This is a genomic window from Undibacterium sp. TJN19 (genome assembly GCF_049339485.1).
Lineage (GTDB): Bacteria > Pseudomonadota > Gammaproteobacteria > Burkholderiales > Burkholderiaceae_D > Undibacterium.
This window is the reverse complement of record NZ_JBMPPL010000025.1, coordinates 1-14,161: the sequence shown is the minus strand read 5'-3', so window position 1 is coordinate 14,161 and position 14,161 is coordinate 1. Positions and strand designations below refer to the sequence as shown.

3 protein-coding genes are annotated in these 14,161 nt (G+C 52.6%); all 3 read left to right on the top strand.

Annotated features, from left to right (window positions below):
• Window positions 1–3,988 (top strand): amino acid adenylation domain-containing protein (locus ACO0LH_RS28030; protein ID WP_422944452.1); only part of this gene is annotated, 3,988 nt, incomplete at its 5' end.
• Window positions 3,985–10,554 carry an amino acid adenylation domain-containing protein gene (locus ACO0LH_RS28025; protein ID WP_422944451.1) on the top strand — a complete coding sequence of 2,190 codons (6,570 nt, stop codon included), beginning with the start codon at window positions 3,985–3,987 and terminating at the stop codon, window positions 10,552–10,554. The genes ACO0LH_RS28030 and ACO0LH_RS28025, both read left to right, overlap by 4 nt.
• A gap of 99 nt (window positions 10,555–10,653) precedes the next feature.
• Window positions 10,654–14,161: condensation domain-containing protein (locus ACO0LH_RS28020; RefSeq protein ID WP_422944450.1), on the top strand; the 3,508-nt coding region annotated here is incomplete at its 3' end.

The window sequence follows — 14,161 nt, the reverse complement described above, 5'->3', positions numbered from 1 at the left end:
CAAACTGCGAGGATTTCGCATTGAACTGGGCGAGATCGAACAAGCCCTGCGCCAGCATCCCGGTGTTGAACAAGTCCTCGTCCTGGCCCGCGAAGACCAGCCCGGAGAACGCCGCCTGGTGGCTTACGTGGTCGCTGCAGAAACAACAGAAACAACAGCAACAGAAACAACAGCAAGAGAAGAAACAACAACTTTATCAGCGACTTCCCTCGCTGCCGTGCTGTCCGAACACCTTAAAGGCCGTGTTCCCGACTATGCCGTACCGGGTGCCTTTGTCCTGCTGGACGCCTTCCCGCTCAACAACAACGGCAAGATCGACCGTGCCCGCCTGCCGGTACCGGATACGAACGCCTATGCCCGTGAACACTACCAGGCCCCGGCCACCGCACTCGAAAGCCGCCTGGTCGCCCTGTGGCAAGCCAACCTGGGCCAGACAAGAAGCACAGCGATAGGTATCCAGGATAATTACTTTGCAATTGGTGGCGACTCCATTCGCTCCATCTCCCTCGTCTCGGCTGCCCGGGCGCAAGGCTTGCAGTTCGCCATCAAAGACCTGTTTGCCCACCCCACCATTGCTGAACTGGCCAGTGTCGTGGTTGACACCGGCAGCACCAGCCATCCCGCAGGGCAGGGCACAGACACCGCCGGCACCAGCACCGCCACCACCACCGTACCGTTTGCCCTGCTGAGCCCAGAAGAACAGGCCCGCCTGCCGCGTAGTTACCGTGGCCAAGCCATTGAAGACGCCTATCCCCTGTCCATGCTGCAACAGGGCATGTGGTTTCATTCGATGCAGAATCCGGATTTAAGCCTGTACATTGATGTGGTTACCTACCGGCTTCATTTGCAGTGGGATGCACAATGCTTTGATCGCTGCCTGCGCTACCTGATCGAAAAACATGCTGTATTACGCACGGTGTTTTTCAAGCAGTCAGGGCAATATCTCCAGCTGGTCAAAGAAACCGCTGAGATGCCAATACGCTATGTCGACAGTCGTCATGTGGCACCTGCAGAGCGTCAACTGGTCGTCAGGCAATGGGTCGAAGCCGAAAAGAACCGTGGCATTCCGTCTGCTGACAGCTTGTGGCGCATGACCGTGCATCAATTTGATGATGACATGCTGCAACTGACATTTGTGGTTCATCACGCCATCATGGATGGCTGGAGTGTTGCCGCACTATATGCCGAGTTTTGTGAACTCGTGGCTTTGAGTCACGATGGCAAAGAACTACCTGCTATCGTCAAACCACCCGTACATCAACACTTGATACACCTGGAAAACCAGGCCTTGGGCAGAGGTGGCGATTACTGGAAAGAAAAGTTCAATACGGCCAAATTGCCGTGGTGGACAGGTGCCAGAAAAACGCCGAGCGTCAGGGTGTTCTGTGAGGTGTCGGATAGCAATGCTGCTTCTATTTATGCACTTTCACAACACTTGAAAGTCAGTGACCGCAGTATCTGGTGTGCGATATACCTGGTGCTGATTGCGACATTAAGCGGGTCGCGCGATGTGGTTGGTTCAGTGGTCACGCATGGGCGACCAGAAATCGAGGGCGCGCAAGACACGCTGGGGCTTTTCCTGAATACCTTGCCTTTACGTTGTGATTTGAATGCTGTTACCTGGGAAAAACTGATCACCAATACCAGCCAGGAGCTTGAACGTATTTATGAACACAGGCATTATCCGTTGGCACAGCTACAGGTCGATACCGGCCTGGATTTTTCGGCAACGCTGTTCAACTACACAAACTTCCATGTAGAGAACAATGTTGACAAGAATACCGATGGCGGCTTCGATGAAAATAATTTCCTGCTGTCTGTCAACGTCCGTAAAGAGGAAAACAGCGGTCGCTATTATTGCGCACTCAATCTTGAACCGGGTGTATTTGATGCTGGATTCGTGCAACGTATCCAGGGTTATGTAAAAAATATTCTGGGCGCAATACAGGCAGGGCCAACGCAGAAGATCAATCTCAGCAGGCTTTTACAAACTGCCGAGATAAAAAACCAGCTTGAAATATGGAATCCTGCAAGATCTGCCGCTGACGAAGAACACAATGTCTATCAACTGATCACATCATCGATAAGCGACCAGCCAGACAGCATTGCGGTTGTCTTTGGCCAGCAACATTACAGTTACCGTGCTCTGGACAGAGCCGCCAGTGCGATTGCCAGTCATTTTGAAGCGAGCGGGCTTGGTGTTGGTTCACGCATAGGTATCGCGCTGGAGCGTTCATTTGAAATGCTGGCGACGGTGTTGGCCTGTTTGAAGACTGGCATCTGTTATGTGCCGCTTGACCCGCAATTGCCTGCTTCACGTATTACCTATATTGCGGAAGATGCCGATCTGGATCTGATGACAGGAGATGTGACAGCACCGCTTGCCAAAACGGCCCATATGCCCAGTCAGCAACTGAAATCATGCATCCTGGCCGCGTCGGGTAAAGCAGTTGAATTTGAAGTGCGCAGTCTTCACACGGCCCATCTGGCCTATACGATTTATACCTCGGGCTCTACTGGCAAGCCAAAAGGCGTGGGCGTTTCGCACGGCAACCTCATCAATTTCGTCAAGAGCATACAAGAGCAACCAGGTTTGCAGCAGTCAGACCGTATTTTTGCGGTGACAACCTTGTCGTTTGATATTGCCTTCCTGGAGCTGTTTGTTCCTCTGGCTGAAGGTGCGACGGTGGATATTGCCCATCACGATGATGTATATGACGGCAAGAAAATCGTCAACAGACTGGCTGCGCAGAAAATAAGCTGCATGCAGGCCACGCCTTCAAGCTGGAAACTGATGCTGGATGCCGGCTGGCAAGGTTCGCCAGACTTGAAAGCCCTGGTCGGTGGTGAAGCACTTTCGGCAGAGCTGGCTGAAAAACTGGTGTCGAGAATTGATCAGTTGTGGAATATGTATGGCCCGACAGAAACCACGATCTGGTCGACAACACGGCAGATACATGGCAGCAAGGTTGATATAGGCAAGCCTTTACGCAATACGACGGTATATGTGCTCAATGAAGCACTGGATTTGTTGCCAACCGGTGTCATTGGCGAACTATATATTGGTGGCGATGGCGTGGCATCAGGCTATGTGAACCGGCCTGGCCTGACTGCGGCAAGGTTTATTCCCAATCCTTTTGCCGGTGAAGCAAGTTCCGGTGGCCGCATTTATCGTACGGGTGACCTGGTACGTTATCTGGAAAATGGCAATGTGGAATACATAGGCCGTGCAGACCAGCAAGTCAAGGTGCGCGGGTATCGTGTCGAGCTGGGTGAAATTGAAAAAACCATCTTGCAGACAAGCCTGGTCAAGGATGCTGTCGTTGTATTGCGCGGCGATGAATCTGGCAACCAGATTATCGTCGCCTATCTGGTGACACTGGATGCACTCGATACCCTGAATACACCAGCGCACGCTGATATGACATCTGCATCCGATAACCTGACGCAGGAGGATGCCCAAAACAAACTGGCGCAGGCGATAAGGGATAAGCTGAAAACGTCTTTGCCTGATTATATGGTGCCGTCAGCCTTTGTTGTGATGGATGAATTCCCGCTGACGCCAAATGGCAAGCTCGATCGTAAAGCGCTGCCATCGCCGCGTGATGCACTGGTCACGGCCAGTTATGTTGCCGCGGATGGTGAAATTGAAGAGCGTATCGCTGCCATCTGGGCGCAGATACTGAAACGCGAAAAAATCGGCCGCTACAGCAATTTTTTCGAATTGGGTGGCCATTCATTGCTGATCACGCAACTTGCCTCGCGCATTGAAGATGAATTTGAAATCAAGGTCGCCCTCAAGGACTTTTATGAATTCCCCACACTCTGCGAAATCGCTTCGCGCATTCAATATCTGAGCATGCTGGAAACGATGGACGAAGACCTCGTCGCAGAACTGTCCGACGAAGAGGTCCTGACGATCCTGAGCGAACTCGATGAGATTGGCATTGTGTCGGCAAAAAATCAACCGGTGGCAAATCAATCATGATCGACAATGAAAAAACAGAGGTGACACCAATGCAGGACGTCTTGTCTGCCAGGGATCAGTTAAAGGCCAAGTTGAAACAACGCAAGGACGCGGCTGTACCGCTTGCACCCAAGATCAGGCGGCTGGGTGACAGCGGCAGGGTGTTGTCCTTTTCGCAGCAGCGTTTGTGGCTGCTCGATCAGTTGATGGGTGCCAGCGCGGTCTACAATATTTCATTTGCGATACGGCTGGAAGACAGGCTCAATATAGATATTCTTCAACGCTGCCTGCAAACCATTACCGACCGCCATGAAGCCTTGCGCACACGGTTTGTTGCAGAAAACGGTGATGCAAAAATCATTGTCGATGATGTCCTTGATCTGCAATTGCAGCCGGAAGATGTCAACTCCATAGACGAAGTGCTTGCGATATGGCGTGATGAACGTGATTATCTGTTCGACATCAGCAAGGAAGCCCTGTTCCGTGCGCGCCTGCTAAGGGAAGCCGCAGATTCTCATGTGCTGGTGGTGACCATGCACCACATCGTGTCTGATGCCTGGTCACTGGGTGTGTTCTTCAAGGAACTGGTGAGCCTGTATCGTGACTTCAGCCGCGGCTTGCCGTCTTCGCTGACAGAATTGCCGATACAATTCTCCGATTATGCCTCCTGGCAGCGCCAGTCGCTGACTGACGCCGTGTTGTCAGAGCAGGCGCGTTACTGGGAACAGCAACTGGCAAACCTGCCGTCTCTGCTGATGTTGCCTGCCGATCATCCACGCCCTCTCGAACAACGCTTTAAAGGCGCGACCGAGGCGATCCATATCCCGGCAGACCTGGGCGCGGCATTGCAACAGCTGAGCAAGGCACAGGGTGCAACGCTTTTCATGAGCTTGCTCTCGGCATTTTCGATTTTACTGGGGCGCTATGCCGGGCAAAATGATATTGTCGTCGGCGCCCCCGTTGCCAACCGCATGCGCCGCGAGGCAGAAGGGCTGATCGGGTTTTTCGTCAATACCCTGGTGATGCGTACCAGCCTGTCAGGCAATCCGACATTCAATGCCCTGCTCGGCAAGGTCAGGGAAACCGCCTTGCAAGCCTATGCACATCAGGACCTGCCTTTTGAATATCTGGTGGAAACGCTCAATCCTGAGCGCAGCCTTAGCCACAGTCCTCTGTTCCAGGTCATGTTCATTTTACAGAATGCACCGATGGACACGGTGGCATTTGAAGGCGTCAAGGTGTCATCCCTGAACGGTGAAAGGATGGATGGTTTTTCCCGTTTCGATATCACCTTAAGCCTGGCAGAAGGCAAGGATGGCCTGAAAGGCGTATTCGAATACAACACGGACCTGTTTGAACGCAGCACCATCTGCCGCATGGTAGACCATTTTTTACGCCTGTTGCGCGCCATAGTAGCAGCACCTGACAGCCAGATCGCTGCCCTGAATTTTTTAAGCGAACAGGAAAGACAGCAGCAGTTTGACTGGAATGACACCTACGCTGCCTATGCACCACGCTGCATCCATGAAGCGATTGCCCAGCAGGTTGAGCGGACGCCAAACGCCATAGCAGTGATCGCCGGTGAAATGTCCATCAGCTACACTGAGCTAGAGACAAAGGCAGGCCAGCTGGCTTTGCTGTTGCGGCAAGATGGCCTCAACACAGGCGAGCACGTTGGTATTTGCATGGACAGATCCATCGACATGGTTGTGGCGATGTATGCCGTATTGAAAGCCGGTGCCACCTATGTAGCGATTGACCCTGATTATCCACAGTCACGTATCAGTTATATCATCAAACATGCTGAAATCAGCCGTCTCCTGAGCCAGTATGCTGTCCAGGAAAAACTGCTGCGTCAGTCGCCCGACATGCTTGATGGTGTCACATGCTGGTGTGTGGAATTGCTGGGACTTAACCAGCGCCATGATGCCGACACCTTGCCGCCTTTGGATGTGACTGGCGATCACGCCGCCTATGTCATCTACACGTCCGGGTCGACCGGGATTCCCAAGGGGGTAGTAGGTCGTCATTGCAGCGTCATGAATCGCCTGCAATGGATGGCTGAACAATATCCCGTCAGTCAGGATGAAGTTTTTTGCCAGAAAACCAGTGTAGGTTTTGTTGATCATGTGGCAGAAATTTTCCAGGCGCTGACTTGTGGTGCGCCGCTAGTGATTTTCCCGACCAGCTACCTGCAATCACCGCCTGATTTTCTGCGCGTCTTGCAGCAGCACAAGGTGACCAGGCTGACACTGGTGCCTTCTTTACTGCATGCCCTGCTGGCAGAAAAAGATGTACCTGCCTGTACTTCTTTACGTTTGCTCATTACCAGCGGCGAAACCATGATCGTGAAAGACCGCAGGTCCTTCCATCAACGTTTCCCCAATGCCCGGCTGTTGAATTTATATGGATCAACTGAAGTGGCCGCAGATGTGACCGGCTATGAGCTTGGCATGCAGGACGAATCGGCAGTTCCTATCGGCCGCGCAATTGCCAACACGCAGGTCTATGTATTGGGCACGGACGGTCAGTTGTTGCCACGCGGTGCTGTGGGGGAGCTGTTTGTCGGCGGCGATGGCCTGGCTCACGGCTACCTGAAGCAGGCTGGTTTAACAGCCGGGCGGTTTGTACCGAATGCCTTCAGCGTCAGGCCAGGTACGCGCCTGTATCGTACCGGGGATCTGGTGCGTTACAAAATGAACGGCGATCTTGAATACCTGGGGCGGACTGACCACCAGGTGAAAATTCGTGGTTTTCGGATAGAACCGGGTGAGGTGGACGTGGCATTGTGCACGCATCCAGGCGTAGAAAGTGCAGTGACCGTGGTGTACAAGGGTGCCAACGGGGAAGACCAGCTGGTTGCCTATGTCATCGCTTCTACAAATGCAGAAAACCCGCAGACAATGGTAGCGCAATTAAAAGAGGCCCTGAAGAGCAGCCTGCCGCATTACATGGTGCCGGCATTTATACAACGCATGGATACATTCCCATTGACACCTAGCGGCAAAGTGGACCGGCGCGCTTTGCCAGCACCTGAGCAAACAGAAAACGAACATGAAGAGCCGGTAGGCGAATATGAAACCTTGCTCGCCGGTTTATGGCTGGAAGTGTTGAAATGCAAATACGTAGGCCGCCACGATAACTTTTTTGACCTGGGTGGACATTCACTGCTGGTTACCCAACTGGTGTCACGCATACGCGAACGCTTCCAGGTCGAACTGCCATTATTAAGTATTTTTGAACACCAGACCGTGCAGGAACAGGCTCAACTGATCGTTGCAGGCAAAGTCGGCGAAACGGTGGCAGAACATGCAAGGGCGATAGCGCTTGTTCCCCTGAACAAGGCTACGCGCCTGCTGCCGCAAACACTTTCTTTTGCGCAGCAACGACTGTGGTTTCTCGATCAGTTAATGGGCGCTAACCCCAGCTATAACATCCCGCTCGCCTTGCGGTTGCAAGGCGAACTGGATTTATCCCTGCTTGAGCGCAGCCTGAATTGCCTGATAGAACGCCATGAATCATTGCGCACCTGTTTCGTCAAAATTGACGATGAAGCCCGTCAATTGGTCAAACCCTATGAAAAGCGGTTTTTCCCGGTAGAACTGGTGGCAGATGAAATCGCCCTGAAGCAGGCTGCGCTTGAAGAGCGCATGCACTGTTTCGATCTCGGCGGCGAAAGCCTGTTAAGAATACGTCTGTTACGTAGCAGCCATGCTGGCGAACATGAACACCTGTTGCTGGTGACGATACACCACATCGTCGCCGATGGCTGGTCTCTCGGTATATTTTTTCAGGAAATGGTGGCGCTGTATCGCGCTTTTCAGGCCGACACACCGCAGCCGCTGGCGGAATTGCCACTCCAGTACATAGACTTCGCCGCCTGGCAAAAGACCTGGCTGGAAAATGGCGTACAGGAAAAACAATTGCACTATTGGCGCAAGCAACTGGCAGATTTGCCAGCGGTATTGGACTTGCCCACGAACCGACCCCGCCCGTCAGAGCAAAAATATCGCGGTGCCGGTGTCGATTTTACCTTCAGCGCTGAATTACTCAGCAGCCTGAAACAGCTATGTCGTGAACAGGGTATCACCTTGTTCATGACCCTGCTGTCTGCTTATGCAGCGCTGTTGCAACGTTATACCGGACAGGACGATATTGCAGTTGGCACACCAATAGCCAATCGCATGCAACGGGATTTTGAAAAAGTGATCGGCCTGTTCGCCAATACACTGGTGATGCGCGTTGACTTGTCGGGAGAGCCCAGTTTTATCGAATTGCTGAAACGCACCCGTCAAATGGCGCTGGATGCCTACGCACATCAGGATATCCCGTTTGAACGCCTGGTCGAAGAATTGAATCCTGCACGCAGCTTGAGTTACAGCCCGCTGTTCCAGGTCATGTTTGTCTTGCAAAATGCACCGATGGATGTGCAAAAGCTTGATGGCCTGTCTGTCTCGACAATGGAAAGCCCGGAAGAGGGCATTGCACGCTTTGACCTGCATCTGGCAATGGGTGAAATCAACAACCAGCTCTCTGGCCGGATTGATTACAACAGTGATCTTTTTGACCGTTCTCGCATAGTGCAGTTTGTGGAACATCTGGAAAACCTGCTCAAGGCAATTGTTGCCGGGCCAGATCTCGCTGTCTCCCGTATTGACTACCTGTCAGCAGAAGAGCGGCAACGGCAATTGCTGACATTAAATGATACGAGTAAAGCTTTCCCGCAAGATGCCACGCTAAAAGCCTTGTTCGAAGAACAGGTAGCACGCACGCCGGATGCGGTTGCCTTGCAGTTTGAAGGTGAAACCCTGACTTATCTGGAATTGAATACCAGGGCAAACCAGCTGGCGAATCATCTCATTGCAAAAGGTGTGCTGCGCGATGAATGCATAGGCCTGTGCACCGAGCGCTCGCTGGAAATGGTGATTGGTCTCTACGGCATATTGAAGGCAGGCTGCGCCTACCTGCCACTTGACCCTGAATACCCGCACGACAGAATCCGGCACATCATCGACGAAGCGCAAGTCAGGTATATCATCAGCCATCAAGGTTTTGCCAATGAATTTGCAGACCAGGTGCGTGAAGGTGGCGTCATTGATCTTGGTAATGTCGACGCAAATATCGTACTGAGTGCCTGCAGCGAACAAAATACCTCGTTGCCGGATTTGACCTCGCGCCATCTGGCCTATGTGCTCTACACCTCGGGTTCTACCGGCGGGCCCAAGGGCGTCATGCTTGAACATCAGGCCGTGGTCAACCGCATAGTGTGGATGCAGGACCAGTATCAGTTGCAAACGCATGATGTGGTCTTGCAAAAAACGCCATTCAGTTTTGATGTCTCTGTATGGGAATTTACCTGGCCCCTGCTGATAGGTGCAAAACTGGTTATTGCCGTGCCCAATGGGCATAAAGACCCTGATTACCTGAAGACCCTGATCAGGGAAGCCGGGGTCACGACGCTGCATTTCGTGCCTTCCATGTTGCAAGCGATGCTATCGTCAGGTAACTGGCAGGCCTGTGAGCCGGTGCGCACTGTCTTTTGCAGCGGTGAAGCCTTGCCAGCAGAGCTGGTCAGGGAGTTTTTCGCCAGCGGTACGCGCAGTCAGTTGCATAATCTTTACGGGCCGACTGAAGCGGCGATTGATGTCAGTTACTGGCAATGCCATGATGCTGACAGCCTGGTCAACATACCTATCGGCAAGCCCATACAAAATATCGAATTGCATATTGTCGATGATCACATGCAACTCGTGGCAGAAGGTGTGGCAGGCGAATTGCTGATAGGCGGCGTTGGCCTGGCACGTGGTTACATCAGGCGACCAGAACTGACTCAGGAAAAATTCATCCCCCATCCCTTTTCTGCAAAGGCAGGCAGCCGCGTATACCGCACGGGTGACCTGGTGCGCCGCCTGCCTGGCGGTGACATTGAATACCTGGGCCGCATCGACAATCAGGTAAAAATCAATGGTTTCCGTATTGAGCTTGGTGAAATTGAAAGTCAGCTTGATAGCCTTGATTTCGTCAGTAAATCTGTGGTCGTTGCTGACAGGGACGGCGCCGCACCCAGACTGGTCGCCTATCTCGTATTGAATTCGCCAGGCACAGAAATTCCTGTGACGCAGATACGGGCGCATCTTGCTTCCAGCCTGCCGGTTTTCATGATCCCGCAGCTTTATGTCGCACTTGACGCCATTCCCCTGAGCGCAAACGGGAAACTGGACCGCAAGCGCCTGCCCAAGGTAAGCCAGGATCACCTGGCGAGTGCGCAATATATGGCGCCTGTCACGGACCTGGAAAAACGACTGGCAGAAGTCTGGAAGAAAAACCTGAAACTCGACAAGGTCAGTATCGCTGACAATTATTTTTCCCTTGGTGGCGATTCCATACGTTCGATTTCCCTGGTCGCTGAAGCCAGACACAGCGGCATTGATTTCCAGGTCAAGGATCTGTTTTCGAATCCCACCATCATGAGCCTGGGGCAGGCAATTGAAGCCGGCATTTCCCAGCATGTACAGGCAGCGATGCCAGAAGCTTTTGATCTCATCAGTGATGAAGAAAAACAGGCACTGTTTGAACAATTTTCGTGAGTGAAACATTAAGAGTCTGCAAATGACTTTGCAGGCGTATCTGGCAAGCCAGCGGCAATGACAATTTCTAGCGGCATCACGCAAAAGGATTTAACGAATATGAATAACAACAAAGCGACGTCCGGGACTATAGAAGATGCTTTTCCCTTGTCCATGCTTCAGCAAGGCATGTTGTTCCACTCATCCCTGGATGAACATCTTGGTGTTTATCACGATGTCTTTTCGTATGAAATCGAAACACACTGGGATGAAGCCAAATTTTCTGAAATGCTTGATTTCGTCATCGCCAGGCATGGCGTATTGCGCACCATCTACCGCATGGATGGTGCCCGGCCCTTGCAGGTAGTAATGAAGCATAAAGCGCCTTTTCTTGAAATTGCAGATCTTCGCAATCGTGATGAAAGTGAAAGGAAAGAAGCACTCACAGAATGGCTGGCGGCAGAAAAACGTGTCGCTATCGACCCGGCCCAAAATGTGTGGAAAGCTTTTGTGCATGTGCTGAGTGATACACAAATCCAGTTTGGCCTGAGTTTTCATCATGCATTGTGGGATGGCTGGAGCGTTGCCAATTTTGTTTCAGAGCTGTTTGCCGGCTACGCTGCTTTGCTCGACGGTAAAACAACATCCAGCTTTAGCGCAGAAAAACCACCGTCTTACCGCAGCTTTGTCGCGCTGGAACAGCAGGCGCTGAACTCTGCTGAAAACAAGGCCTATTGGGCTGACAAGCTGCTGGATGCCAAAACACCATGGTGGACCGGTGAAAAATCCGGCCAGAGCCAGTTCTTTCTGTGTGAAGTCAGCAAAGAGCAAAGCGAGCAGGTGATCGCTACTGCCAACGAACTGGATGTCGCAGAGAAAAGTATCTGGTGTGCGATTTATCTGAGCCTGGTTGCCGTACTCAATGGCTCGCTGGATGCGATTGGTTCCATTGCTACCCATGGCCGCCCTGAAATTGCCAACTCAGACAAGATGCTGGGTCTGTTTCTGAACACCCTGCCACTGCGCGTCAATCTCAAAAACATGAAATGGCGTGAACTTGTCAAGGCGGTAGATGAAGAGTTGCGCGAGCAATATGCTTACCGCCATCATCCGCTGGTTGATATTCAAAACCAGACTGGCCTGGATTTTTCAGCATCGATGTTTGGTTACCTGAATTTCCGCGTCTATGGGGATTCAGGCGTCAAGTCGCAAATTCTGGGTGGGCAGGGTTTTGAAGAAACCAATTACCGCATGGTAATCAGTGTAGAAAAACTGGAAACTTCCCGCCGTCATGTCTTGCGTATCAATGCAGATACCTCGCTGTTCAATGAACGGTATCAGACGCATATCCGCGCCTATGTCAACAATATTATTGATAGCGTCACAACGCGCAAAGACCAGTTCATCAACGCAGGGAAATTGATAGGCGCAGATGAAAGGGCGCTGCAACTTGCCCAGTCCATACAAAGCAAGGATGTTGAAACTGGTGAGCAGACATTGCTCACGGCGTTTGAACAGGTACGTCAGCAATATCCTGATGCGATGGCGTTTATATCTGAAAGCGAAGGACTCAGCTATCAACAACTCGACCTGCAATCCAATCAGCTGGCGAATTATCTGCGTGCAGAAGGCGTCAGGCAAGCCAGTGTGCTTGCCATCGTGCTTTCGCCATCTGCAGAAATGCTGGTCAGCGTGCTGGCAGTGCTTAAACTGGCTTGCAGCTATGTACTGATTGATGCCAGGAAATCGACCCAGTCCGTATCGTGGATAGCAAGAAAAACAGGCGCAAACCTCATCATCCGCAATGCTGCATCACGGGCATTACCCGCCTTGCCAGAAGAGGTCAAGCAGATTTTTATTGATCAGTGCGCTTATCTTGACGCCTCGGTAACAGCGCCTGAAACCCGGGTTTACCCCAATGCCGTTGCAGCGATCACTTATACGCAAGCCCAGGAAAAACAAGGCTTGGCGTCTGGATTCAGCCATGCCAGCCTGCTGCGGTTTACTCAGGCCAGGGCAGGGAAGACAAGTTTTCAAGAACAGGTCAAAGGGCTTGGTGATTTGTCAGTGCAACTATGGACGCATTTGCTGGCGGGTGAAACGCTGGATCTCGCCTCTATGACCAGTGACGTCGGGAATGTATCCTTGTCTTCCACCTTGCTTGCGCGCTCAGCAGTGGGTGAATTTTATGTACTGAGACAGCTAGATCTCGTTCCCATAGGTAGTAGCGGGGAATTATTTTTGGGTGGCGATACAGTGGCAGATGTGATTGCCGCTTCACCGCAACTCTCAGCAAGCAAATTGATCCCCCATCCCTTCAGCGGACAGGCGGGGAAAAGACTGTTTGCGACGGGCCTGACTGCAAAACTTGATATTGATGGCAATCTTGAAATTTTATCGCAAGACCCTGTGCAGGCAGAAACTATCAGGCTGGCAGGATTAAAAAAATCAGAGCAAGTCTTGCGACTGCATCCAGGTATCCGCGATGTGGCAATGGAAAGAGACAACCGCTTTGGTGGACCTGGCAAGGTGGTCGCATATTGTGTGATGGACGACAATAGCAAGGAAATGACAGTTGATGTGCTGACCCTGCTTAGGAACCAGGCGCAGCCCTGTGTTTTGCCTTCCGTGCTGACACAAGTTAGCAGTATTACGCGTTATCCCAACGGCAAGGTCGATTTTTCGCAATTGCCCAGTCCGTTCGCGCAAAGCCGTGAAGACAATTTCGAGGCACCCGTGGGGGCTTGTGAAGAACTGCTGGCCAATATCTGGATCGATTTGCTCAAATGCGGCCGGGTTGGCCGTAACGCCAATTTCTTTGAGCTTGGCGGGTACTCTCTGATTGGCGCGCAACTGGTCGCACGTATCCGCAATGTATTTGGCATTGAGTTGCCTTTGCGTGATGTGTTTGAACGCAAAGACCTGAAATCCCAGGCCCTGCTGATTGAACAAGCCCAGTTGCAAGGTTCCGCCCTGCCAGCGCTGGAAGTGGTAGACCGCTCGCAGCCCCTGCCGCTATCCTTCTCGCAGCAACGCCTATGGTTCCTGAGCCGCATGATGCCCCCGAACGCCGTCTACAACATCCCGTTCGCGTTGCGGCTACGCGGTCAAGTCGACGAAAGCGCCCTGGTCCACAGCCTCAACGCCATCATCTCCCGCCACGAAGCCCTGCGCACCCGCTTTGCCGACGTCGATGGCCAGGCCGTCCAACTGATTGACCCACCAGGTCGCCCCTGCGTCGTCGTCGAAGACATCGACAGCCAAACAGCGCTGGACAGCCGCATCCTGGCCGAACGCCACTACTGCTTTGACCTCAGCAACGAACCCCTCGTCAGATTACGTGTCCTCAACACCCGCTTCGACGGCCACCACGTCTTGCTCGCCACCTTCCACCACATCGTCGCCGATGGCTGGTCCATGGGCGTCTTCTTCAAAGAACTCGTCGAACTCTACCGCACCACCGTTGCCGCTCCCGGCGCCCAGATCACCCCCCTGGCCCCGTTACGCCTCCAGTTCGCCGACTACGCCCACTGGCAACGCCAGCAACTCACCGGCAACATCATCGCCGCCCAACTCAGTTACTGGGAACACCAGCTCGCCGGCCTGCCGCCCCTGCTCGACCTCCCGA